The sequence below is a fragment of the Xanthomonas cassavae CFBP 4642 genome (genome assembly GCF_000454545.1).
Classification (GTDB): Bacteria; Pseudomonadota; Gammaproteobacteria; order Xanthomonadales; family Xanthomonadaceae; genus Xanthomonas; species Xanthomonas cassavae.
The window spans coordinates 4,991,042-5,014,082 of sequence record NZ_CM002139.1 but is presented as its reverse complement, the minus strand read 5'-3'; the positions used below and the strand labels follow the sequence as shown (position 1 = coordinate 5,014,082).

The window sequence follows — 23,041 nt, the reverse complement described above, 5'->3', positions numbered from 1 at the left end:
GCCGGCGCCCACCTCAATGTCCTCTGATTCAATGCGGAACATCCGCAATTTCTCCATCATCGCCCATGTCGACCACGGCAAATCCACCCTGGCCGACCGGATCATCCAGCTGTGTGGCGGCCTGCAGGCGCGCGAGATGGAGGCCCAGGTGCTGGACTCCAACCCGATCGAGCGCGAACGCGGCATCACCATCAAGGCGCAGTCGGTGTCCCTGCCGTACACGGCCAAGGACGGGCAGACCTACCACCTGAACTTCATCGACACCCCCGGGCATGTGGATTTCTCCTACGAAGTCAGTCGCTCACTGGCCGCCTGCGAGGGCGCGCTGCTGGTGGTGGATGCGGCGCAGGGCGTGGAAGCGCAGTCGGTGGCCAACTGCTACACGGCAGTGGAGCAGGGCCTGGAAGTGGTGCCGGTGCTCAACAAGATTGACCTGCCCACCGCCGATGTCGACCGTGCCAAGGCCGAGATCGAAGCGGTGATCGGCATCGATGCCGGAGACGCGGTGGCGGTCAGCGCCAAGACCGGCCTGAACATCGATCTGGTGCTGGAAGCGATCGTGCATCGCATCCCGCCGCCGAAGCCGCGCGATACCGACAAGCTGCAGGCGCTGATCATCGATTCCTGGTTCGATAACTACCTGGGCGTGGTCTCGCTGGTGCGCGTGATGCAGGGCGAGATCAAGCCGGGCAGCAAGATCCTGGTGATGTCCACCGGCCGCACCCATCTGGTGGACAAGGTCGGCGTGTTCACGCCCAAGCGCAAGGAACTGGCGGCGCTGGGCGCCGGCGAAGTGGGCTGGATCAATGCCTCGATCAAGGACGTGCATGGTGCGCCGGTCGGCGACACCCTGACCCTGGCCGGCGATCCCGCCCCGCATGCCTTGCCCGGTTTCCAGGAAATGCAGCCGCGCGTGTTCGCCGGCCTGTTTCCGGTCGATGCCGAGGACTATCCGGACCTGCGCGAAGCGCTCGACAAGCTGCGCCTGAACGATGCGGCGCTGCGCTTCGAGCCGGAAAGCTCCGAGGCGATGGGCTTCGGCTTCCGCTGCGGCTTTTTGGGCATGCTGCACATGGAAATCGTGCAGGAGCGGCTGGAGCGCGAATACAACCTGGACCTGATCAGCACTGCGCCAACCGTGGTCTATGAAGTGCTCAAGACCGACGGTTCCATCGTCAACATGGACAACCCGGCCAAGTTGCCGCAGTTGAACCTGGTGGATGAGATCCGCGAGCCCATCATCCGCGCCAACGTCCTCACTCCCGAGGAGTACATCGGCAACATCATCAAGCTGTGCGAGGAAAAGCGCGGCACCCAGATCGGCATCAATTATCTGGGCAGCCAGGTGCAGATCAGCTACGAGCTGCCGATGGCCGAGGTGGTGCTGGATTTCTTCGACAAGCTCAAGTCGGTCAGCCGTGGCTACGCCTCGCTGGATTACCACTTCGTGCGGTTCGATGCCGGCCCGTTCGTGCGCGTGGACGTGCTGATCAACGGCGACAAGGTCGATGCGCTGTCGCTGATCGTGCACCGCAGCCATGCAGATCGGCGCGGGCGCGAGCTGTGCGAAAAGATGAAGGACCTGATCCCGCGGCAGATGTTCGACGTGGCGATCCAGGCCGCGATCGGCTCGCAGATCATCTCGCGCTCCACGGTCAAGGCGATGCGCAAGAACGTGCTGGCCAAATGCTATGGTGGCGACGTGTCGCGCAAGAAGAAGCTGCTGGAGAAGCAGAAGGAAGGCAAGAAGCGCATGAAGCAGGTCGGCCGCGTGGAGATTCCGCAGGAAGCCTTCCTGGCTGTCTTGCAGATGGACAAGTAACCGGGATTCGGGATTCGCCATTCGGGATTGGCAACGGCTCGTCCGCCTTCCTGCTGTTGCGAATCCCCAATCTCCAATCCCGAATCCCGTTCCGAAGGAACACCAATGAAATGGTTTGAAATCGTCCTGGTGGTGCTGACCCTGGGCACCGGCTTCATCTGGTTGCTGGACAAGCTGTTCCTGGCCAAGCGCCGCGCCGCACGCGCCGGGTTGCTGGACAGCGAGCCGGCGATCATCGACTACTCGCGCGCCTTCTTTCCGGTGCTGGCGGTGGTGCTGATCCTGCGCAGCTTCGTGGCCGAGCCGTACAAGATTCCGTCCAGCTCGATGATGCCCAACCTGTTGATCGGCGATTTCATCCTGGTCAACAAGTTCGCCTACGGTTTCCGTCTGCCGATCACCAATACCAAGTTCATCCCCACCGGCGAGCCCAAGCGCGGCGACGTGGTGGTGTTCAAGCCGCCGCATGCGCCGGACCAGAACTGGATCAAGCGGGTGGTGGGCCTGCCGGGCGACAGGATCGGCTTCCATGGCGATACGCTGTACATCAATGACAAGCCCATGCGCTATACGGTCAAGGGCGAGTACATCGGCAAGGGCAAGGGCGCCGAGATGACCGGCACCACATTGCTGGTCGAGGATTTGCCGGGCCGCACCCACACCGTGCTGGAGTGGGTAGACCGCAACATGCCGGCCGGCCAGGGCGACTGGACGGTGCCGGCGGACAGCTATTTCGTGATGGGGGACAATCGCGACAATAGCGAAGACAGCCGGTTCTGGACCCAGACGCACTTTCTGCCCGAAGCCAATCTGCGCGGCAAGGCGTTCCTGATCTGGCTCAATTGCGAAGGGTGGTTCTGCAAGGGGAGTTTCGATCCATCGCGGATCGGGACTGGAATCCAGTAAATGCACGCACGGCGTGCCAGGGGAAGCACAATGAAGCGCAAGCAAAGCGGTATGACGTTGACGTCGTTCGTGGTGGTGCTGGCGGTGGTGGGGTTCGGCCTGTACATCGGGATGAAGCTGTTTCCGATGTACCAGGAGTATTACTCCGTGCGCACGGCGATGAAGGGCCTGGCCAACGAGCCGGGGAGTGCCAACATGGACCCGTCCAAGTTGCAGGACCTGTTCTTTCGTCGCCTGTACATCAACTATTCGGAAAACGTCAAAAAAGAAGACGTGAAGTTTGAGCGAGTGGATGGCGGTTGGCGGATGAAGGTCAACTACGAAGTGCGTCGCGAACTGGTCGGTAATCTGGATGTCGTGGGCAAGTTCGACACGTCAGAGGACCTGAAAGGGCGCAGTGTCGAATAGAACCTTCCAGCGCGATGACCCGATCGGGCACGCGTTCGCCGATCCGGGTCTGCTCGCCCAGGCGCTGCGCCATCGCAGCGCCGGGACGCCGCACAACGAGCGGCTGGAATTTCTCGGCGACGGCATCGTCAACCTGCTGGTCGCCGAGGCGCTGTATCAGCGCTGGCCCAAGGCCGACGAAGGCGCATTGACCCGCGCGCGCGCCGAACTCGTACGCGAAGGGGCGCTGGCGGTGATCGGGCGTACGCTCAATCTGGGCGAACGGCTGACGCTGGGGCCGGGCGAGCTGAAATCCGGCGGTCATCGGCGCGATTCGATCCTGGCCGATGCGGTCGAGGCGATCGTCGCGGCCATCTATCTGGACTGCGGATTCGAGCGCTGCCGGGCGGTGGTGCTGCCGTGGTTCGAGCCCTCGCTGGCGGCGCTGCCAGTGGGCAAGGCAGAAAAAGATCCCAAGACCCGGCTGCAGGAATGGCTGCAGGCACGGCAGCTGCCGTTGCCCACTTACGCGCTGATCAGCGAAAGCGGCGACGAGCACGCCAAGCAGTTCCATGTCGCCTGCATCCTGGAACAGCCCGTCGCCCGCGCCGACGGCCAGGGCACGTCGCGCCGTCTTGCCGAGCGGCAGGCCGCGGCTACCGTCATCGCACAACTGGATGTCAACACGTGAGCGAAACCACCCCCCACCGTAGCGGCAGCGTTGCCGTGATCGGCCGGCCGAATGTCGGCAAGTCCACCCTGACCAACGCCCTGGTGGGCGCCAAGGTCAGCATTGTGTCGAACCGGCCGCAGACCACCCGGCATCGCTTGCTGGGTATCGCCACCTTCCCCGAAGGACAGCTGATGCTGGTCGACACGCCCGGGCTGCACCGCGAGCAGAAGCGCGCGATGAACCGGGTGTTGAACCGTGCCGCACGCGGCTCGCTCGAAGGCGTGGATGCCGCCGTGCTGGTGATCGAAGCCGGCCGCTGGGATGAAGAAGACACCCTGGCCTTCCGCGTGCTCAGCGACGCCAATGTGCCGGTGGTGCTGGTCGTCAACAAGGTGGACCGGCTTAAGGACAAGACCGCATTGTTTCCGTTCCTGGCCCAGGTCAGCGAAGGGCGCACCTTCGCGGCGGTGCACCCGGTCTCCGCGCTCAAGCGCAAGGGCCTGGAAGCCTTGGTGAGCGATCTGCTCAAGCTGGTGCCCGAAGCCGAGGCGATGTTCGGCGAGGACGAAATCACCGACCGCAGCCAGCGTTTTCTGGCCGGCGAGCTGGTCCGCGAGCAGCTGATGCGTCAGCTCGGCGAAGAATTGCCGTATGCCACCACGGTGGAGATCGAACGTTTCGCCGAAGACGGCGCGCTGCTGCGCATCGGTGCGGTGATCTGGGTCGAGCGCGAAGGCCAGAAGGCGATCGTGATCGGCAAGGGCGGTACCCGCCTGAAGGAAATCGGTGGCAAGGCGCGTCTGCAGATGGAGCGGCTGTTCGGCGCAAAAGTGTTCCTGGAGACCTGGGTGCGCGTGCGCGAGGGCTGGTCGGACGACGAAGCCGCGTTGAAGGCGTTCGGCTACGAATGAAGCCGGGACCGGGGACCCGGGAAGAGCGCTGGATCGTTTGTCCGAAGCAAGCCGGAGGCTGCGATGGCGAGCGTCTCCGGCACTGACCGCATGGCGCATGGAGTTGGCAGCTGCGGCGGCGTGCAGTGTCGGCGGCGTGGCGAGCAACTGTGTGCCCTGGCTTTTCCCGGGTCCCACGTCCCCGGTCTCCGGTTCCGGCTACCCGCCGCATGCTGATCGAGCACGAACACGGCTTCGTTCTGCATGTGCGAGCCTGGCGCGAGACCAGCGTGCTGGTAGAAGTGCTGACCGAGCAGCACGGGCGGGTCGGGTTGCTGGCGCGTGGCGTGCAGGGCCCGCGCAAACAGGCGCTGCGTGCGGCGCTGCAGCCGCTGCAACTGATCCAGTTCACGGCCGTGCAACGTGGCGAACTTGCGCAGCTGCGTCAGGCCGAAGCGCTGGATACAGCCCCGCGATTGGTCGGCGAACGCATGCTGGCCGGTTTCTACATCAGCGAGCTGTTGCTGCGCCTGGCCCCTCGTAACGATTCGGTGCCGGAGCTCTACGCGTGCTATGCGCAGGCACGCGCGCATCTGGCATCGGAGGTGTCGCTGGCGTGGGGGCTGCGCCGGTTCGAGCGCGATGTGCTGGAGGGGCTGGGGTTTGCCTTCGATCTGCAGCACGACAGCGACGGGCAGTCGATCGACCCGGCGGCGCGCTATCGACTCGACCCGCAGGAAGGCGCCATGCGGGTATTGAGCGAACGTCTGGCGCAAGATCGGCGCGAAACCGTGACGGGCGCGGCGCTGTTGGCCTTGGGGGAGGACCGCATGCCGGCCACCGAAGACATGCCCGGCCTGCGCCGCAGCCTGCGCAGCGTGCTGCTGCATCATCTGAACGGGCGCGGCCTGAAATCCTGGGAAATGCTGGAGGATCTGGCGCAGCGGCGTTGATCTGCACGACCCGGCCCAAGCGCAGTGTCGCGTGTCACTCCACCCATCGCGTCTCCGGTCCTGTCCACATCCCGCCAGCGCATGACCCATGGGTGGGGCCGACGACGCTACCCTCAGCTCAGTGCAATAACGCGGCCACCGCCGCATGGAACTGGGTCTGCGCGGTGCGTGACTGCGGATCGCCACGTAACAGGCGTACCGCTCCAGCGAGCCGCGCGGCACCGACGAATCCGCAGCTGGCCTGCAGCCGGTGCAGATGATTGCGCAGGGCCTGCTCGTCGCTGATGTTCAGCGCCGATGTCACTGCGTCGCGGGTGCCCGGCAATTCCGCCAGGAACAACTCGCGCAAGGCGTTGAGGTGATGCTGCTGGCCATTGAGCGCGCTCAGTGCCGCGGTCTCGTCCCAGTCGCTGGCGGCAATGTCCACCACCCCGACCGGTGCCACGCTGTAGCGGCCGCGCGCCAGACCACGGCGCACTGCCCGTAGCAGGCGTTCGGTGGTCAGCGGCTTGACCAGCATTTCCAGGAAGCCATCGGACTGCAGGCTCTGCTGCATCGCCATGGTGCCGTCGGCGGTGTGCGCCAGCGCGGGGACGTCCGGGTGCAGCAGACGCAATGCACGCAGCAGGCCGCTGCCGGTACCATCGGGCAGATTGACGTCGATCAGCCAAAGATCGTGGCGACGTTCGCGCGCGCGATCCAGCGCGCAAGACAATGAATCGGCCCAATCCACCTGGGCCGGAAGACCTTCCAGCGCAGCCTGCAGGAAGCCACGGCTGATCGGGTCGTCCTCTACCAACAGTAAGCGTGGATGGGGTTCCTGACGTGTCGCCATATTCATGCTGCCTCCTTGTCAGCGGTGCCGCGACCCGAGCTGCCGCGCGCAGGTGAAGTTTGCCTGTGTTTGTGTGGCCCGACAATTGCCGTACCGCGCGCAGCGGCCTCCATCGATCGCATCTGCGACAATACGCACCCTTTTTGCCCGAAGCTTGTTGCCACGTGGCCAGAACCCGCAATCGCCTCGACCGTACTCCTTTCCAGACCGCCATCACCGATCTGAGCCACGACGGCCGCGGAGTGGCCCGTCGCGACGGCGAGGGCGGCAAGGTCACCTTCATCAGCGGCGCCCTGCCGGGCGAACTGGTGCGCGCCGAGCCCACCGCGCGCAGCCGCCATTTCGACGAAGCCAGGACCATCGAGGTCCTGGAAGCCTCGCCGCAGCGGGTGGCCCCGCGTTGCCCGCACTTCGGCGTCTGCGCCGGTTGCGTGCTGCAGCACCTGGAAGAATCGCAGCAGATCGTCGCCAAGCAACGGGTGCTGACCGACAACCTCGAACGGATCGGGCATGTCACCCCGCAGACCGTGTTGCCTGCCCTGGTCGGCGACAGCTGGGGATACCGGCGCAAGGGGCGGTTTTCGGTCCGGCGGGTGGAGAAGAAGGACAAGACCCTGGTCGGCTTTCGCGAGTTGGACCCGCGGTTCGTGGCCGACCTGTCGGTGTGCTACACGGTGATTCCGCAGATCGGCGAGAAGATCCCGTTGCTGGCGGCGCTGATCGAAGGCATGGACGGCAAGCGCGACATCCCGCAGATCGAGTTCATCGCCGGCGACGAGGCAGTGGCGCTGACCATCCGCCATATGCAGCCGCTCAGCGAGCGCGATCAGCAGGCCTGGGTGGAATTTGCACAGGCGCACGGCTTTGCGATCTTCCTACAGCCCGGCGGTGTGGATAGCGTGCACCCGTTGTGGCCGCGCGAGGTGCCGTTGTCGTTCCGCCTGCCGCAATGGGATGTCGAGCTGGCGTTCCGGCCGCTGGACTTCATCCAGGTCAATGCCTCGCTCAACCAGAAGATGATCGCGCATGCGCTGGCGCTGCTGGATGCCACGGCCGAAGACCGGGTGCTGGACCTGTTCTGCGGCCTGGGCAACTTCACCCTGCCGCTGGCGCGGACGGTGCGCGAAGTGGTGGGCGTGGAAGGCGATGCCGGGCTGGTGGCGCGCGCCAGGGAAAATGCGCAGCGCAATGGCCTGGCCAACGCGCAGTTCTACGCCGCCGATCTCACCCAGGACCAACGCAATGCGCCATGGATGAAGCAGGGCTTCGACAAGCTGCTGCTCGATCCGCCGCGCTCCGGCGCACTGGAAGTGCTGCAACAGCTGCCATTGAAGCGCTTCCAGCGCATTGTCTACGTCAGCTGCCACCCGGGCTCGCTGGCGCGCGATGCCGGCTATCTGGTTAACGACCAAGGCTTCACCCTGGTGTCGGCAGGGGCGATGGACATGTTCCCGCATACCGCGCATGTGGAAAGTATTGCGGTGTTTGAGAAGCGGTGATTGGGGATTGGGCATTGGGGATTCGCAACGGCGAGTCGTGATGTCCTTTCGCTAAACGCTCTACCCAAGCGTCAGATCGAAGCATTGCCCCTAGTAGTGCAGGGTTTTGGCAAGAACCCCACAGGCATGCAGTACGTTGCTTTAACCAATCCCCAATTCCGAATCCCCAATCCCATGCCCCTAGAAATCGAACGCAAGTTTCTCGTCACCGGCGATGGGTGGCGTGCTGCCGCGCATGCGGTGATCCCGATGGCGCAGGGCTACATCAATGACCAGGCGGCGTTGCGTAGCGGGGCGCAGAATGCGTCGGTGCGTGTGCGGGTACAGGGCCAGGGCGCGTTATTAAATCTGAAGTCGCGTGAGGTGGGGCATACCCGCCAGGAGTTCGAGTACCCGATTCCCGTCGCCGATGCGCGCGCGCTGCTGGACCTGTGCGTCGGCGGGCTGATCGACAAGCGCCGGCATCTGGTCAAGTACCAGGGCCATGTGTGGGAAGTGGACGAATTTCTCGGCGACAACGCCGGGCTGGTGGTGGCCGAGATCGAGCTTGCCAGTGCCGACGAAGTCTTTGCCAAGCCCGAGTGGATCGGCGCGGAAGTGACCGACGACACGCGTTACTACAATCTGGCGCTGGCATCGCATCCGTTTTCGCGCTGGGAGGGATGACTCGGGAGCGGGGATTCGGGAGTCGGGAGTCGGGAGTCGCAAAGGCAGAGTGCGACGCCGTGCTGACAGCTGCTGTCCAGGCATCCCCCCTCACCCATCTCTAATTTCAGCTGCGGCGATTGAGCTTATGCTCTGCGAATCCCCAATCCCCAATCCCCGCTTATGCGCATCGATATCTGGTCCGACGTGGTCTGCCCCTGGTGCTGGATCGGCAAGCGCCGGTTTGAACAGGCGATAGCCGCGCTTGGCGACAAGGCGCCAGCGCTGGACATTCATTACCATGCGTTCGAGCTGGATCCGGAGGCCGGCGCAGCGCCGGTGCCGTTGCGCGATGCCCTGGCACGCAAGTTCGGCGGCACCGCACGGGTGGAGCAGATGCTTGCGCAGACCCAGGCCATCGCGCGCGCCGAAGGCCTGCCATTCGACTTCGGGCGCGGCCAGGTGCAGGTCAGTACCTTGCGTGCGCATCGGCTGCTATGGCTGGCCACTCACGAAGGCGATGTCGGTGCGGTGATGGAAGCCTTGTTCCATGCCCACTTCGCCGAAGGCCGCAATGTGGCAGAAACCGAGACGCTGGTACGTGCCGGTGAGGCCGGCGGTCTGGCGGCTGCGCGGGTGCAGGCGATGCTGGACTCCGACGAAGGCACGGTGGACGTGCAGGCGCAGTTGGCGCAGGCCAGCGCGCTGGGCATCCGCGCGGTGCCCAGTTTCGTGATCGACGGACGCAGCCTGATCCAGGGGGCGCAGCCGCCGGAGAGTGTTGCCCAGGCGCTGTTGCAGCTGGCCGCCGAATCGGTACCGGTCGGTGGCGCCGATGCCTGCGGGCCGGATGGCTGCGCGGTCTGACCTGCCCCGATGACAGCATGCCTGTGCAGGACATTGATCCAATGATGCCGCCACGCCGCCCAACGCGCGTGGCGGTGATCGGCGCCGGCCTGGCCGGGCTGGCTTGCGCCGATGCACTGCAGAAGACAGGCATTGACGTTACGGTGTACGAAGGCGCCGATGCGGTTGGCGGACGCATGCATACCCGCACCGGACCGGGCTGGCAGTGCGACGACGGCGCGCAGTACTTCACCGCGCGCGATCCGGGCTTCGCGGCCCTGGTCGAGCAATGGATGGCCGACGGCGTGGCCGCGCGCTGGCCGGCACGGGTCGCCAGTTGGGATGGCGCTACGATGCGTCACTCGCAAAGCGCATTGGTGCGGTTTGTGGGAACTCCCGGGATGGCCACACCCGCTTGCGCGCTCGCCGCCGGCCTGGAGGTACGCACGCGGGCCGGCGTCCATGCGCTCGAGCGCAGCAGTGCGGGATGGGGGGTCAACCTCGGCGCTGCGACCGCGGCCGCAACGCAGGTGGTCGATGCGGTGCTGCTGGCAGTGCCGGCTCCCGATGCGGCCACGTTGCTGGCCGATCGCGCACCCGCGCTGCTACGCGTTGCCCGCAGCGCGCGACTGTTGCCGGCCTGGGCCGTCGTATTGCGGTTTGCTGCGCCCATCGATCCTGGCTACGACGCCTTGTTCGTCAACGCCGGCCCGCTGCGCTGGGTGGCACGCGATTCCAGCAAACCCGCGCGCGCAGGTGCCGAGACCTGGCTGCTGCATGCCACGGCAACGTGGAGCCAGGCGCATGGCGATGCCACGCCCGCGCAGGTGATCGCCAGCCTGTTGCCCGAACTGGCGGCGCTGGGCCTGCCGCCACCGCTGGCATGCGACGCGTATCGCTGGGTGGCGGCCAGTACCGATCCGCCATTGCAGACCGGCTCTGTCTGGGACGCCAGCCTCGGGCTCGGCCTGTGTGGCGACTGGCTGGCGGGTGGCAAGGTCGAAGGCGCCTGGCTCAGCGGAACTGCCCTGGCACGCGAGGTGGCTGGCATCGTGGCAACAGGCATCAAGGCGCAGTGATGCGGTGGCGTGCCGCCGCGTCGGTATCGATGCAGCGCTGCCTGCAATGCACACGCGTGGCAGCATCGCCCGGCATGCTTTCGACAACGCTGCATACGCTGCTGCGCGCTACGCAATCCGCAGTGCCCGCCACGGCTGCGCTGGGCCGACGTTGATGGCCCCACCCAAACACCATTGGACTGGTAGCACGGCGCAAACGCCTGCCCACACGTTGCGCCTGATCCTGGGCGATCAGCTCAATCCGCAGCACAGCTGGTTCGCCGCGCATGACCCTGGCGTGGTCTATGTGCTGATGGAGGTGCGCGCCGAGACCGACTACGTGCTGCACCATGCGCAGAAGATCCTGGCGATCTTCGCCGCGATGCGCGCGTTTGCCACCGCGCTGCGACAGGCCGGCCACCGCGTGCGGTACGTGGCAATCGACACCGCCAGCAACCGGCAATCGATTCCGGCCAACCTGGACGCGCTGATCGCGCACTACCGCGCGCAGTACCTGGAGTATCAGGCACCGGACGAATGGCGGCTGGACCAGGCCCTGCAGCAGTGGAGCGCCGCGCAGGCGTTCGTCACGCGCGTGGTCGATAGCGAGCATTTCTTAACCACGCGCGACGAGGTGGCTGCATGCTTCCGCGCGGGCAGCCAGTGGCGCATGGAAGTGTTCTATCGGCAGATGCGCAGGCGCCACCGCATCCTGCTCGATGCCGCCGGGCAACCGGAAGGCGGGCGCTGGAACTTCGATCACGACAATCGCGCGCCGTGGCCAGGCGATCTGCCTGCGCCGCAAGACTGGCGCAGCGCACACGATCACAGCCGGTTGTGGCGCAGCATCGAAGCGGCAGGCGTACGCAGCTTCGGCACGCCCAACGCCGACGCGCTGCCGTGGCCACTGGATCGCGCCGAAGCGTTGCAGCACCTGGATGCCTTCATCGATCGCGCCCTGCCGGATTTCGGCCGCTACGAAGATGCGATGAGTACGCGTAGCCCGCGGCTGTTCCATTCGCTGCTGTCGTTTGCGCTCAACGTCAAGATGCTGCACCCGGCCGAAGTCATCGCGCGCGCCGAAGCCGCCTGGCGCCAGGGGCAGGCACCGCTGGCCTCGGTGGAAGGCTTCATCCGGCAAGTTCTGGGCTGGCGCGAATACGTGCGCGGCGTGTACTGGTCGCAGATGCCTGAGTACGCGCAGACCAATCACCTGGAGCAGCACCTGCCGTTGCCGCACTGGTTCTGGGATGGGCAGATCGGCATGCGCTGCCTGGCCGATGCGGTGGGCAATTCGCTGGCCAATGCGCATGCGCACCATATCCAGCGGCTGATGGTGATCGGCAATTTTGCGCTGCTGGCGGGACTGGACCCGCAGGCGCTGCATCGCTGGTATCTGGGTGTCTATATCGACGCCTTCGAGTGGGTGGAGCTGCCCAACACGGTGGGCATGAGCCAGTTCGCCGATGGCGGCCTGCTCGGCAGCAAGCCCTATATCAGCGGCGCCGCCTACATCGACCGCATGAGCGATTACTGCGGCGGCTGCCGCTACCAGCGCAAGGTGCGGGTGGGCCCGCAGGCCTGCCCGTACAACGCGCTGTACTGGGATTTCCTGGCGCGGCAGCGCACGCTGCTGGGCGCCAACGAGCGCCTGGCGCTGCCGTACCGGCAACTCGACGCCATGGCACCGGAGGTGCTGGAGCAGGTGCAGGCGCAGGCCACGCATTGGCGGGCGAATCTGGAGGTGCTCTGAGCTGCAACCGAAGGGCAGCGGCGGGGCAGGGACGGCCGGAAAATGGGCCTGCCTGAATGCGCAATCTGACGCTGCAGCGCGCATCTGCGACAATGCCGCGCTGCGCCCTCGTGGCGCCTGGCCCGGGAGTCCCCCAACATGCTTTTGATCGGCCTTGCCGGTACCGAACTCAGCGCACAGGAACGCGACTGGCTGCAGCACGATGCGGTCGCCGGCGTGGTGCTGTTCAAGCGCAATTTCGCCTCGCGCACGCAAGTGGCCGAATTGTCCGCTTCCATCCGTGCCGCCGCACCGCGTCCGGTGCTGATCTGCGTGGACCAGGAAGGCGGCCGCGTGCAGCGCTTTCGCGAGGGCTTCAGCGCATTGGCGCCGTTGCAGAGTTTTGGTGCGCAGTACGCCCAGGACCCGGACGGCGCGCTGGCTGCGGCCCGTGCGCATGCGCAGCTGATGGCCAGCGAAGTCCGTGCCAGCGGCGTAGACCTGAGTTTTGCGCCGGTGGTGGATCTGGGCCGCGGCAATCGCGCCATCGGCGATCGCGCTTTCAGCGACGATCCGCAGGTCGTGGCCACCTTCACCCGCGCCTATGTGCAGGCCTTGCATGGCGCCGGCATGGCGGCCACGCTCAAGCACTTTCCCGGCCATGGCACGGTGCTGGAAGATACCCATGTGGATCACGCCAGCGACCCGCGTCCGCTGGAGGTCCTGCAGGCCGAAGACCTGTTGCCGTTCGTGGCGGGCATCGAGGCCGGCGCCGACGCGGTGATGATGGCGCACGTGGTCTACCCGCAGGTGGCGCCGGAACCGGCCGGCTATTCGTCGCGCTGGATCGAGCAGATCCTGCGCGGGCAACTGGGCTTTCGCGGCGTGGTGTTCTCCGACGATATCGGCATGGCCGCCTCGTTCAGCGCCGGCGGTGTGGCTGGGCGCGTGCATGCGCATCTGGATGCCGGCTGCGACGTGGTGCTGGTCTGCCATCCGGAACTGGTCGACGAGTCGCTGCAGGCCGTGCAGGGCCGCCACCTCAATACCGCCGCGCTGATCGGCCTGATCGGGCGCGGTGCGCTCGGCTGGGACGGCCTGCTGGCCGGCACCGACGCTTCCTTCAACACTCCTTCTGCCCCTTTCGGAACACTCGCCTGATGTCCACGCTCACCATTTCCCAGGCCCTGGCCCAAGCCGATCTGCTGGTCGATCGCCCCGCCATCGACACGGCCGTGTCCACCATCGCCGACGCCATCGCACGCGACTACGCCGGCGAAGTGCCGGTGTACCTCACCATCATGCACGGCGCGCTGCCGTTCTCCGGCCAGCTGGCGCTGGAGCTGGGGGCACGCGGTCAGGACCTGCAGTTCGATTACCTGCACGCCACCCGTTACCGCGGCGAAACCGTTGGCGGCGAGCTGGTGTGGAAGCACCGTCCGGCCACCGCGCTGTTCGGTCGCCGGGTGATCCTGGTCGACGACATCCTCGATGAGGGCTACACGCTGCAGGGTGTACGTCAGTGGTGCCTGGAGCAGGGCGCCACCGATGTGCGCGTGGCGGTGTTGACCGTCAAGCGTCACGACCGCTGCGTCCCGGGCGTGACCGCCGATTACGTGGGCGTGGAAGTGCCCGACCGCTACGTGTTCGGCTTCGGCATGGACGTCAACGAGCAACTGCGCGGCATTCCCGCCATTTATGCGATGAAGCAGTAAGAGTGGCTGACACACGGTCGCGCAGCCGCAAGGCGGGCGTGGCCGGTGCCCGGTGCGGCATGGACCACGCGTGCCCTCTAGTCCCAAGCACGCCGTCCACATTCACCGGCTGCTGGCTACGTGTTGTTCGCCGCCCCAGGTCCGCACGGCGCGGCCGAGCGTGTCGGCTGCGCTCGAGGCGTCAAGCATTGCGCAGACGACGTTCAACGCCGCGCGCGGCGAGGCTGGGAGTGCGCAGATCGCAGCCTCGCATGTTCAATAACGACACTGACAGCCTGTTCGGCGTCGTTCGTCCTGGCCCGCCACTGCGCGGGCAACCTGGCGCGCGTCGCGCGCATCCCCCGATCGTTCGTAGCAGAGGTTACCCATGTCCTCCCATTCCATCGCCCTGGCCGTCATCGGCGGCACCGGTGTCTACAAGCTTGCGCAGCTCGATGACGTGCAGACGCATGAGCCCGACACCCCGTACGGTGCACCGTCCGGGCCGATCCGTGTCGGCATGCTGCTCGGCCATCGCGTGGCGTTCCTGGCCCGGCACGGCGAGGGGCATTCGCTGCCGCCGCACAAGGTCAACTACCGCGCAAACATCGCTGCGCTGCAGCAAATTGGTGCGTCGCGCGTGCTTGCGCTCAACACGGTGGGCGGCATCACCGACCAGTTTGGACCGCGCGTGCTGGCCTGCCCGGACCAACTGATCGACTACACCTGGGGCCGCGTTTCCACCTTCTGCGAAGAGCCGGGGAGCGAGGTGCAGCACGTGGATTTCGGCCACCCATATTCGCCGATGTTGCGCAGCAAGGTGATCGCCGCCGCCAAGGTGACCGGCGTCACGCTGGTCGCGGGCGGATGCTACGGCGCAACGCAGGGACCGCGTCTGGAAACGATTGCAGAGATCGCGCGCATGCGCCGCGACGGCTGCGGTCTGGTTGGCATGACCGGCATGCCGGAAGCCGGGCTAGCGCGCGAAAAAGGCCTGGAATATGCGTGTCTGGCGATTGTGGCGAACTGGGCGGCCGGGTGTGGCGAGGCCCAGGAGATCACCATGGCGGAAGTGTTGGCCAACGTGGATGCAGCCTCGTCCGGGCTGCCGGAGCTGATCGGCGAACTTGCACGCGGGTGATTGTCATCGGGGCATAAGCTTTGCATACTCGGCGCGTACGCACTGCCGTACACCACCCATTAATTATTGCAAAGGTCTCGCATCACCATGCCGAACGGTACCGTCAAGTGGTTCAACGACGCCAAGGGATTTGGCTTCATCTCACCGGAGGACGGCAGCGCCGATGTCTTCGCGCACTTCTCCGCGATCAACTCCAAGGGCTTCCGCAGCCTGCAGGAAGGCCAGCGCGTCAGTTATGACGTGACCCAGGGCCCCAAGGGTGCCCAGGCTTCGAACATCACGCCGGTCGAGTAAGCTGACTCGATTGTGCGGTTGAAGAACCCCGCCATGGCGGGGTTTTTTTTGCGCCGGCCCATGCGGGGCGGCAAGAGCAGAACAGAGTCGGGAACGATGCAACGGACATTGCGGATTGCGGTAGTGGGCTATGGAACGGCGGGTCAGGCCCTGGCGGTGTTGCTGGGTGCCGACGGCCACCAATTGGATGTGTTCGAACGCGCTGCGGCACCCCGGCCGGTTGGCGCCGGCTTCCTGTTGCAGCCCAGCGGCCTGCAGGTGCTGTGGAAGATGGGCCTGTTGTCGCAAGCCCTGGCACACGGCGCGCCGGTGCGGCGGCTCTACGGCGAAACACCCTGCGGGCGCGCGGTGATGGACATGCAGTACCGCGATCTGGACCCGCGACTAATGGGGCTGGGCATGCAGCGCGGAGCGTTGTTCTCGCTGTTGTGCGATGCCTGGCCCGAATACGCGCAGCTGCACACCGATACGCAGATCACTGCGATCGACCATGATGGCACGCGCGTGCAGGACCAGCGCGGGCAGTGGCACGGCCCCTACGATCTGATCATTGCCGCCGATGGTTCGGCATCGACCTTGCGTGCGCAGGTGCAAGGCACGCGGCTGGACCGGGTGTACCCGTGGGGGGCGTTGTGGTGCCTGCTGCCGCGCGAGGACTGGCCGTTCGTCGACGAGCTGCGTCAGCGCTATATCGGCGCACGCAAGATGATCGGGTTGCTGCCGGTCGGCACGCGGCCGGGGGATGACACTCCGCGCCTGAGTTTTTTCTGGAGCCTGCCATGCAGCGATTTCGCTGCATGGGAACAACGCGGCATCGATGCCTGGCGCGAGGAAATGGCGCAGATGTGGCCCGAAGCGATCACCCGCCTGCAGACGGTACAGGTCCACACCGCGCTGGCACGTGCCAGCTACCGCGATGCGGTGATGACGCGTTGGCACCGTGGGCGTTTCGTATTGGCCGGCGATGCCGCACATGCGATGAGTCCGCAGTTGGGTCAGGGCGTGAACATGGCGCTGCTGGATGCGCTGGCAATGCGCGACGCGCTGCGCGCCGGGGCCGATCTGGATGACGCCTTGATGCACTACCAGCGCGAACGCCAGGCGCACGTGGCGATCTATCACCGCTGGAGCCGCTGGCTGACGCCGCTGTTTCAATCCGAGCGCGATCTGTGGGCCTACGGGCGCGATCTGTTGCTGCAACCGATAGGCCGCGTGCCGGGCGGGCGTGGACACATGTTGCGCGTGCTCAGCGGTACCCAGCACGGCTGGTTCGGCAAGCTGGCGTTGGCGCCGGAGTTTGTTGACGCGTTATCGCAGCCGGTCATGCGTGCGGTGGGCGATAAAGCTGAAGCGACCGCGTCGAGCAACTAATAGAACGATATGCAGCCGTTAGGCGGGCGCAGCCGGTGCCGGCTGCGGTATGCACCGCTCGGACAGTGCGGTTCTGAGCGCTCGGTTTGCACCTGCCCGACGGCTGCTTGCCACGCTTTTAGCCGTTTTAGGCGCGGCGTCGGCCGGCGCGTTCGCGGCGCTGGCTAACGCACCGGCAGTGCCATCGCATCGCCTTCCACGCAGGCGACCAGGCGCTCGCCTTCGCTCAGCGTCGGCACGATGCCTGCGGTGAACTGCGAAAACGCCGGCAGGATGGTGAGGTTTTCGCGCAACCAGAACGCCGGCCAGCGCCGCGACAGCCCGGGCAGTGCCGCCAGCGGATGCAGATGCCCGCACAGCACATGGCCGGTGGGGTGTGGCAGCGGATCGTGGCGCAGCACGAACGGGCCGTCCTCGACCTGTTCGCCGGCTGCTTCGATATGCAGGTCTGCACCCGCCAGGGCGCGATCGTGATTGCCGCGGATCGCGATCACGCGCAGGCTGCAATGCTGCTCGCGCCATGCGCTCCAGCGCCGATGCCAGGCCGCGCGCAGTGCCGGTCCATGCAGCAGGTCGCCCAGAATCCACAGTGCGTCCACCTCGCGTTGAGCGAGCAAGGCATCCAGCCGGTCCAGATCATGCGCGGTGCCGCCTGCCGGCAGCCCGATGCCGGCACGCCGGAACACATCGGCCTTGCCCAGATGCAGGTCGGCAATCAGCAGGGCACGCCGCGCCGGCCGGTACAGCGCACGTTCGCCGAGCAGTTCAACGGTTTCGTCGCCCAACTGCAGCTGCACGCTATCGCCCATGCTTGCGCTCCAGTTGTTCGGCGGCGCGCAACACGCGCGCTTTCCAGTCTTCGGTGCTCAGCTGGCCACGCACGCGCTCGGCCCACAGCGGAAACGACAACGGGGTGAGGCTGCGTGGCGTGCACAGGCGTAGTTCGCGCCGGGCGCAGTCCTCCAGCGCATGCGCCAGGCGCGCCAGTTCCAGTTGGCCTTCGAACACCTCGCGTTCGGCTTGCGCCAGCAGCAGATGGTCGGGATCGAAGCGCTGCAGGACGTCGTAGAGCAAACCGCTGGAAGCCTGCAGCTGGCGCAGGCTGCGCGGTGCGCGGCCGGGCAACGATGGCGACAACAGCCCGGCCACGCGTGCGATCTCGCGGAATTGGCGGCGTGCCAGCTCGCCCAGGTTGAGGCTGTCGCGCAGATCGTCGAACAGGCCAACCGGCGATAACAGCGCCTGCAGCAGGCCAGCATCGATCTCGACATCTTGCGCCGGCGAGAGCACGAAGCCGTAATCGTTGGCGGCGAAGCTGAAGGTATTGCGCTGGCGGCGGCCCCAGCGTGCTGCCAACAGCGCGGCCAAGCCTTCGTTGACCTGGCGGCCGGCGAACGGATAGACGAACACGTGCCGGCCATCGCGCGCCTTGATGCTTTCCACCAGCAGATGGTCCGGGCCGGGTAATGCAGACAGCGCGGCCTGCAGCTGCAGCAGCGGTGCCAGCGCCTGCATCTCCGGCGCCTCGCCGGGGTCGGCGAACAGCGCTTCCACTTCGCGCCCCAATGCCGACGACAGCGGCATGCGCCCGCCCATCCATTTGGGCACCACACCGCTGCCGCCTTTTGCCACGCGTACATACGCGGTCATGTCTTCCAGGCGCACCAGCTCCAGCAGCCGGCCGGCGAACTGGAAACGGTCGCCGCGGCGCAGGCGGCCGACGAACTGTTCTTCCACCGCACCCAGCCGGCCGCCCCGCAGGAACTGCACGCGCACGCTGCCATCGCTGGTGATCGTGCCGATGGACAGCCGATGGCGCAGCGTAACGCGCCGATCGGTGACGCGGTAGATGCCGTCGTCGTCGCGGACTACCTTGTGGAAATCCGGGTAGTGCGCCAACGCGCTGCCGCCTTGCACGATGAAATCGAGCACTGCAGTCCAGGTGGCCGGGTCCAGTGCGGCGAAGGCATCGGTGCCGCGTACCTGCGCGAACAAGGCATCGGCATCGAAGCCGCCACCGAGCGCGAGGGTGACGCAGTGCTGCGCCAGCACGTCCAGCGACAGCCGCGGCGGCGGCCGCGCTTCGATATGGCCGTGGGCAATCGCACGACGTGCAGCGGCGTACTCCACCAGTTCCAGCGCATGCGAGGGCACGCACACCACGTGGCCGGATTCGCCGGGCCGGTGACGCGCGCGACCGGCGCGTTGCAGCAACCGCGCAATGCCTTTGGGGCTGCCGACCTGCAGCACCTGATCCACCGCCGGAAAATCCACGCCCAGATCCAGGCTGGAGGTGGCGACCACGCAGCGCAAGCTGCCATCGCACAGCCCTTGCTCGGCGGCTGCACGCAAGCTCGGGTCCAGCGAGCCGTGGTGCAGCGCCAGCGTGGCCGGATCGTCCGGCCACACTGCGCTCAGGGCCTGATGCCACAGCTCTGCCTGTGCGCGCGTATTGGTAAACACCAGGCTGGTGCCGTGCTGCAGGATCTTCTGCAGCACGCGCGCCAGTTGCGCCAGGCCCAGGTGGCCGGCCCACGGAAAGCGCTCGCCGCTGTCGGGCAACAGCGTCTCCAGCGTCATGGCACGTGGCCTGACGCCGGACACCAGTGCGGCATCGGGCAGATGCGGCAGCAGCACGTCGCGTGCCTGCGCCAGATTGCCCAAAGTGGCCGACAGGCCCCAGATGCGCAGGGTCGGCGTCCAGCCGCGCAGGCGCGCCAGGCACAGCTGCAGCAGCACGCCACGCTTGTTGCCCAGCAGCTCGTGCCACTCGTCCACGATCACGCAGCGCAACGCCGACAGCTGCGGCGCGGTGTCCGGGTACGACAGCAACAGGGCGAGCGATTCGGGCGTGGTGACCAGCACATCGAGCTTGCCGCTGCGAGCCAGGCGCTTGTCGCGCGCGCTGGCATCGCCGGTACGCAGGCCCACCTGCCAATCCAAGCCCAGGGCGTCCACCGGTTCGCGCAGCGCACGCGCGGTGTCGGCGGCCAGTGCGCGCAGTGGCGTGATCCAGAGCACCTGCAGCGTGCGTTGTTGCTGTCGGCGCGCGCTGGCTGCGGGCCTGGCGGAGCGTGCCGCTGGTTTGCGTCCGCGCGCGGCCAGCGCCTCCAGCAGCGGACCGCCGAAGGCCGCCAGCGTCTTGCCGCTCCCGGTGGGGGTATGCAGCAACCCGGATTCGCCGTCGAGATAGCGCGTCCAGACATCGCGCTGGAACGGCAGCGGCGCCCAGCCGCGCTGCGCGAACCAGGCGCGCCATTGCTGCAGCGGCGTCGCGCGCAGTTGCTGCGGTGCCGTCACCGCGCCAGTGCCTGCAGGCTGCTCAGATGGTCGGCCTCGGCAAACGGCTTGTCGTGCCGCCAGCGCAGGATGCGTGGGAAGCGCACGGCAATGCCCGACTTGTGGCGCGCGCTGCGGTTCACCGCTTCAAATCCCAGCTCGAACACGTGATGCGGGCTCACCGCACGCACCGGCCCGAAACGTTCGGTGGTATTGGCGCGAATCCAGCGGTCCAGCTGCAGGATCTCGGCATCGTCCAGGCCCGAATAGGCCTTGGCGACCGGCACCAGCTGATCCTGGTGCCACAGCCCGAAGGTGTAGTCGGTGTACAGCGTGCTGCGCCGGCCATGGCCGGCCTGTGCATACAGCAGCACCGCATCGATGGTGAGCGGGTCGATCTTCCACTTCCACCAGTCGCCGCGGCGTCGGCCGGCCTGGTAGACCGAGCTGGCGCGCTTGAGCATCAGGCCTTCCACGCCGCGTTCGCGCGCCTGTACGCGCAGCTGCGCGGCGGCCCGCCAATCGCTGGCCCGGACCAGCGGCGAGGCCACGATGCGTGGGTCGCCAAGCGTGGCAAGCAGCGTGTCCAGCAGCGCGCGCCGCTCGTGCAGGGGGCGCTCGCGTAGGTCCGCGCCATCCAGTTCCAGCAGGTCGTAGGCGACCACGCGCGCCGGTGCGGCCGCCAGGGTCTTGGGCTCAGGCTTGAGCCGCTGGATGCGCGTCTGCAAGGCGGTGAACGCCATCGGCAACGGCTGCTCGGGCTGCCAGGCCAGCAGCTCGCCATCGACGACGGTGCCGTCGGGCAACCGCAACGCCGCCTGTTCGATCTCCGGGAAGCGGCCATCCAGGCGTTCTTCGCCACGCGACCACAAGGCGGCTTCGCCGGCGCGCCGGATCAGCTGCAGGCGGATGCCATCCCATTTCCATTCCAGCAGCCAGTCGCCGATGGCGCCCAGCGTGTCCACATCCGCCTCCAGCGGCGAGGCGAGGAAGAACGGATAGGGCTGCTGGCGGTCGCCGGGCAGTTCCTCGCTGGTCAACAGATCGGCCAGATAGGTGGGGTGCGGGCGCCAGCTGCCCAGCATGCGTTGGGCGATGCGGGCGATGTCCACGCCCGACAATTCGGCCAGCGCCTGTTGCACCAGCCGCTGCGAGACGCCCACGCGCAGGGCGCCGGTCAGCAGTTTGTTGAACACCAGGCGCTCGTCGAAGGCCAGGCTGCGCCAGGCCTGCACGATGCACGCCTGGCGCACGTCCACATCCTGGTTGGCGATCGGCAACAGCCGCTGTTCGATCCAGTCGGCCAGCGGCAGATCGGCCGCTTCGGTGGCCGGGTCGTCGAGCAGCAATGCCAGCGTTTCGGCCAGATCGCCCACGTGGTCGTAGCTGTCGGCCACCAGCCAGTCGGCGATCCCGGCGGTGTCGGTGATCCATTCGCGCAACTCGCCGCTGCTGGCAATGCGCATACGGCTGCTGGCGACCTTGCCGCCGGCCAGCAGGTACAACGCCCAGGCCGCGTCCAGCGGAGCGGCGTCGCGAAAATAGGCGACCAGCGCGGCACGCTTGTCGAGCGTGCCGGTGCTGCGGTCCAGGGTGCGGTACAGCGCAGCAAAGCGCTTCACGGCAGCGCCTGCGCCATAGCGTGTCGGTCGGCCGCGCGCAGCTCCAGCGCGCGGCGTGTGAATGCAGCCAGCGTGCGCGGGCGGCGTTGCGGCCGGGGTGGGCCGACGATGGCGGCCGGTGCGCTACGGTGCACGCGAAATGCCAACGCATGCCGGCGGAATGCCAGCGCACCGCTCAGACGACTGCGCGGACGTGCGCGCGTATACCGGCATGCGGGGAGCGGATTCATTCCTCGGCTCCAAAATCGGTGCGGAAGGCTTCGGCTGCGACACCGCGCTCGCGCAGGTGCTGGATCAGCGCATCGGTATTGCCATGGGTGGCGATCACGCGGCGAGCGCCGGTGTCTTCGATGGTGCGCAACAGGTCCGGCCAGTCGGCATGGTCGGACACCACGAAGCCGCGGTCGTAATTGCGCCGCCGCCGGTTGCCGCGGATGCGCATCCAGCCCGAGGCGAATCCCTGCTGCGCATGCCGGAAGCGGCGGATCCAGGTGCTGCCCGCGGCCGAAGGCGGTGCCAGCACCAGCTGGCCGGCATAGTCGGCACCGCGCGCATGCTCGCTGACCGGCTGGGTGTCCAGCATTGAAATGCCTGCCTGGCGATACACCTCCACGCCGGTGGCGATCGCGCCATGCAGCAACGCCGGTTGCGTGTCCCAGGCGCGCAGTTCGGCCAGCACACGCTGCGCCTTGCCCAGCGCGTAGCAATACAGGATGGCGGCCTCGCCGCGCTCGGCGCATTCGTGGCGCCAGGCGACGATGTCGGCGGCAACCTCCGAGGTGTCCGGCCAGCGATACACCGGCAGGCCGAACGTCGCTTCGGTGATGAAGGTGTCGCACGGCACCACCTCGAACGGCTTGCAGGTGGGGTCGTGCTGGCGCTTGTAGTCGCCGGAGGCCACCCAGACGTCGCCATCCACTTCGATGCGAACCTGTGCCGAACCCAGCACGTGTCCGGCTGGATGCAGCGACACGCGGGCACGTCCCAACGTAAACGCTTCACCATCGGCGTGCGTGTGATAGGCCTGTTCGCCAAGCCGCCACTGCAGGATCGGCAAGCTTTCGCGCGTGCAGTGGTACTCGCCCGTACCGCTGCGCGCGTGGTCGCCATGCCCATGGGTGATCACCGCGCACGGCACCGGCCGCCAGGGATCGATGTGGAAGTCGCCCTGCGGGCAATACAGCCCTTCAGGCCCCAGCACCACCAGATCGCCGCATGTATGAGAGATGTTGCCGTTGCCGTTGCGCATGCCGCAACTCTGGGCAAGCCGATGTGCAGATCCTGAGAATGGGAATGCCTCCATGTGCGGCAAGCGTTGGTCGGTCGCCGTTGCATGCCGCGTGCACTAAGCTCTCAGTCCAGCGGGGACGCTGTCCCCACCGAAAACAGCGAGT

General features: G+C 66.7%; 22 protein-coding genes. 16 read left to right on the top strand and 6 right to left on the bottom strand.

The window, feature by feature from the left end; all coding sequences use genetic code 11:
- Window positions 1-31: 31 nt before the first annotated feature.
- From lepA to recO, 6 genes are all read left to right on the top strand, one after another.
- Window positions 32-1,822 (top strand): translation elongation factor 4, encoded by a 1,791-nt coding sequence (gene lepA / locus XCSCFBP4642_RS0122405; protein ID WP_029221744.1) that lies wholly within the window; start codon window positions 32-34, stop codon window positions 1,820-1,822.
- 105 nt (window positions 1,823-1,927) lie between these two features.
- Entirely contained in the window at window positions 1,928-2,728 is an 801-nt protein-coding gene (gene lepB, locus XCSCFBP4642_RS0122400; RefSeq protein WP_029221743.1) for a signal peptidase I, read from the top strand.
- Window positions 2,729-3,136 (top strand): DUF4845 domain-containing protein, encoded by a 408-nt coding sequence (locus XCSCFBP4642_RS0122395; protein WP_029221742.1) that lies wholly within the window; start codon window positions 2,729-2,731, stop codon window positions 3,134-3,136.
- Window positions 3,126-3,806, top strand: coding sequence for a ribonuclease III (gene rnc / locus XCSCFBP4642_RS0122390; RefSeq protein WP_029221741.1), 681 nt, complete (start codon window positions 3,126-3,128; stop codon window positions 3,804-3,806). The genes XCSCFBP4642_RS0122395 and rnc overlap by 11 nt, the downstream gene beginning before the upstream one ends.
- Window positions 3,803-4,699, top strand: coding sequence for a GTPase Era (gene era, locus XCSCFBP4642_RS0122385; protein ID WP_029221740.1), 897 nt, complete (start codon window positions 3,803-3,805; stop codon window positions 4,697-4,699). Before rnc ends, era begins: the two co-directional genes overlap by 4 nt.
- Before the next feature lie 209 nt (window positions 4,700-4,908).
- Window positions 4,909-5,631, top strand: a complete 723-nt coding sequence (gene recO, locus XCSCFBP4642_RS0122380) for a DNA repair protein RecO (RefSeq protein ID WP_029221739.1) — start codon at window positions 4,909-4,911, stop codon at window positions 5,629-5,631.
- A gap of 118 nt (window positions 5,632-5,749) precedes the next feature.
- On the opposite strand, the gene XCSCFBP4642_RS0122375 is transcribed toward recO, so the two are convergent.
- Window positions 5,750-6,472, bottom strand: coding sequence for a response regulator (locus XCSCFBP4642_RS0122375; RefSeq protein WP_029221738.1), 723 nt, complete (start codon window positions 6,470-6,472; stop codon window positions 5,750-5,752).
- Between the two features lie 158 nt (window positions 6,473-6,630).
- On the opposite strand from XCSCFBP4642_RS0122375, the gene rlmD reads away from it, so the two are divergent.
- From rlmD to XCSCFBP4642_RS0122325, 10 genes are all read left to right on the top strand, one after another.
- Complete coding sequence (rlmD, locus tag XCSCFBP4642_RS0122370; protein ID WP_029221737.1) at window positions 6,631-7,965, top strand: 23S rRNA (uracil(1939)-C(5))-methyltransferase RlmD; 1,335 nt, start codon at window positions 6,631-6,633, stop codon at window positions 7,963-7,965.
- A 174-nt stretch (window positions 7,966-8,139) separates the two neighbouring features.
- Window positions 8,140-8,631: a CYTH domain-containing protein gene (locus tag XCSCFBP4642_RS0122365; protein ID WP_029221736.1), complete on the top strand. Its 492-nt coding sequence runs from the start codon at window positions 8,140-8,142 to the stop codon at window positions 8,629-8,631.
- A 162-nt stretch (window positions 8,632-8,793) separates the two neighbouring features.
- The gene (locus XCSCFBP4642_RS0122360; protein ID WP_029221735.1) at window positions 8,794-9,477 is read left to right on the top strand and encodes a DsbA family oxidoreductase; all 684 of its coding nucleotides are present in this window, start codon (window positions 8,794-8,796) and stop codon (window positions 9,475-9,477) included.
- A gap of 41 nt (window positions 9,478-9,518) precedes the next feature.
- Entirely contained in the window at window positions 9,519-10,535 is a 1,017-nt protein-coding gene (locus XCSCFBP4642_RS0122355; RefSeq protein ID WP_033898679.1) for an NAD(P)/FAD-dependent oxidoreductase, read from the top strand.
- 154 nt (window positions 10,536-10,689) lie between these two features.
- On the top strand, window positions 10,690-12,267 hold the full coding sequence (locus XCSCFBP4642_RS0122350) for a cryptochrome/photolyase family protein (protein ID WP_029221733.1): 1,578 nt from the start codon (window positions 10,690-10,692) through the stop codon (window positions 12,265-12,267).
- Between the two features lie 138 nt (window positions 12,268-12,405).
- Entirely contained in the window at window positions 12,406-13,407 is a 1,002-nt protein-coding gene (nagZ, locus tag XCSCFBP4642_RS0122345; RefSeq protein WP_029221732.1) for a beta-N-acetylhexosaminidase, read from the top strand.
- Complete coding sequence (locus XCSCFBP4642_RS0122340; RefSeq protein ID WP_029221731.1) at window positions 13,407-13,961, top strand: hypoxanthine-guanine phosphoribosyltransferase; 555 nt, start codon at window positions 13,407-13,409, stop codon at window positions 13,959-13,961. The genes nagZ and XCSCFBP4642_RS0122340 overlap by 1 nt, the downstream gene beginning before the upstream one ends.
- A 367-nt stretch (window positions 13,962-14,328) precedes the next feature.
- Window positions 14,329-15,081, top strand: a complete 753-nt coding sequence (locus XCSCFBP4642_RS0122335; protein ID WP_029221730.1) for an S-methyl-5'-thioinosine phosphorylase — start codon at window positions 14,329-14,331, stop codon at window positions 15,079-15,081.
- An 87-nt stretch (window positions 15,082-15,168) separates the two neighbouring features.
- Complete coding sequence (gene cspE / locus XCSCFBP4642_RS0122330; protein ID WP_003488188.1) at window positions 15,169-15,375, top strand: transcription antiterminator/RNA stability regulator CspE; 207 nt, start codon at window positions 15,169-15,171, stop codon at window positions 15,373-15,375.
- Window positions 15,376-15,471: 96 nt separating this feature from the next.
- Window positions 15,472-16,746 (top strand): FAD-dependent oxidoreductase, encoded by a 1,275-nt coding sequence (locus tag XCSCFBP4642_RS0122325; RefSeq protein ID WP_029221729.1) that lies wholly within the window; start codon window positions 15,472-15,474, stop codon window positions 16,744-16,746.
- Window positions 16,747-16,910: 164 nt separating this feature from the next.
- Here XCSCFBP4642_RS0122325 and pdeM read toward each other — a convergent pair whose 3' ends face one another.
- The 5 genes from pdeM to XCSCFBP4642_RS0122300 are packed head-to-tail and all read right to left on the bottom strand — an operon-like array spanning window position 16,911 to window position 22,896.
- A complete protein-coding gene (gene pdeM, locus XCSCFBP4642_RS0122320) occupies window positions 16,911-17,555 on the bottom strand; it encodes a ligase-associated DNA damage response endonuclease PdeM (protein ID WP_029221728.1) in 645 nt (214 codons plus the stop codon).
- Window positions 17,545-20,046, bottom strand: coding sequence for a ligase-associated DNA damage response DEXH box helicase (locus XCSCFBP4642_RS0122315; RefSeq protein ID WP_029221727.1), 2,502 nt, complete (start codon window positions 20,044-20,046; stop codon window positions 17,545-17,547). Before XCSCFBP4642_RS0122315 ends, pdeM begins: the two co-directional genes overlap by 11 nt.
- Window positions 20,043-21,647: an ATP-dependent DNA ligase gene (locus XCSCFBP4642_RS0122310; protein WP_029221726.1), complete on the bottom strand. Its 1,605-nt coding sequence runs from the start codon at window positions 21,645-21,647 to the stop codon at window positions 20,043-20,045. The genes XCSCFBP4642_RS0122315 and XCSCFBP4642_RS0122310 overlap by 4 nt, the downstream gene beginning before the upstream one ends.
- Window positions 21,644-21,877 carry a hypothetical protein gene (locus XCSCFBP4642_RS0122305; protein WP_029221725.1) on the bottom strand — a complete coding sequence of 78 codons (234 nt, stop codon included), beginning with the start codon at window positions 21,875-21,877 and terminating at the stop codon, window positions 21,644-21,646. The genes XCSCFBP4642_RS0122310 and XCSCFBP4642_RS0122305 overlap by 4 nt, the downstream gene beginning before the upstream one ends.
- Window positions 21,874-22,896, bottom strand: a complete 1,023-nt coding sequence (locus XCSCFBP4642_RS0122300) for a ligase-associated DNA damage response exonuclease (RefSeq protein ID WP_029221724.1) — start codon at window positions 22,894-22,896, stop codon at window positions 21,874-21,876. The genes XCSCFBP4642_RS0122305 and XCSCFBP4642_RS0122300 overlap by 4 nt, the downstream gene beginning before the upstream one ends.
- Between the last annotated feature and the right edge of the window lie 145 nt (window positions 22,897-23,041).

Coding starts and splice junctions, on each gene's coding strand:
- lepB (WP_029221743.1), top strand. CDS start 1,928: ATGAAATGGTTTGAAATCGTCCTGGTGGTGCTGACCCTGGGCACCGGC.
- recO (WP_029221739.1), top strand. CDS start 4,909: ATGCTGATCGAGCACGAACACGGCTTCGTTCTGCATGTGCGAGCCTGG.
- cspE (WP_003488188.1), top strand. CDS start 15,169: ATGCCGAACGGTACCGTCAAGTGGTTCAACGACGCCAAGGGATTTGGC.
- XCSCFBP4642_RS0122360 (WP_029221735.1), top strand. CDS start 8,794: ATGCGCATCGATATCTGGTCCGACGTGGTCTGCCCCTGGTGCTGGATC.
- XCSCFBP4642_RS0122335 (WP_029221730.1), top strand. CDS start 14,329: ATGTCCTCCCATTCCATCGCCCTGGCCGTCATCGGCGGCACCGGTGTC.
- lepA (WP_029221744.1), top strand. CDS start 32: ATGCGGAACATCCGCAATTTCTCCATCATCGCCCATGTCGACCACGGC.
- nagZ (WP_029221732.1), top strand. CDS start 12,406: ATGCTTTTGATCGGCCTTGCCGGTACCGAACTCAGCGCACAGGAACGC.
- XCSCFBP4642_RS0122365 (WP_029221736.1), top strand. CDS start 8,140: ATGCCCCTAGAAATCGAACGCAAGTTTCTCGTCACCGGCGATGGGTGG.
- XCSCFBP4642_RS0122305 (WP_029221725.1), bottom strand. CDS start 21,877: ATGAATCCGCTCCCCGCATGCCGGTATACGCGCGCACGTCCGCGCAGT.
- XCSCFBP4642_RS0122340 (WP_029221731.1), top strand. CDS start 13,407: ATGTCCACGCTCACCATTTCCCAGGCCCTGGCCCAAGCCGATCTGCTG.
- XCSCFBP4642_RS0122300 (WP_029221724.1), bottom strand. CDS start 22,896: ATGCGCAACGGCAACGGCAACATCTCTCATACATGCGGCGATCTGGTG.
- XCSCFBP4642_RS0122375 (WP_029221738.1), bottom strand. CDS start 6,472: ATGAATATGGCGACACGTCAGGAACCCCATCCACGCTTACTGTTGGTA.
- XCSCFBP4642_RS0122350 (WP_029221733.1), top strand. CDS start 10,690: ATGGCCCCACCCAAACACCATTGGACTGGTAGCACGGCGCAAACGCCT.
- XCSCFBP4642_RS0122325 (WP_029221729.1), top strand. CDS start 15,472: ATGCAACGGACATTGCGGATTGCGGTAGTGGGCTATGGAACGGCGGGT.
- pdeM (WP_029221728.1), bottom strand. CDS start 17,555: ATGGGCGATAGCGTGCAGCTGCAGTTGGGCGACGAAACCGTTGAACTG.
- XCSCFBP4642_RS0122355 (WP_033898679.1), top strand. CDS start 9,519: ATGATGCCGCCACGCCGCCCAACGCGCGTGGCGGTGATCGGCGCCGGC.
- XCSCFBP4642_RS0122395 (WP_029221742.1), top strand. CDS start 2,729: ATGCACGCACGGCGTGCCAGGGGAAGCACAATGAAGCGCAAGCAAAGC.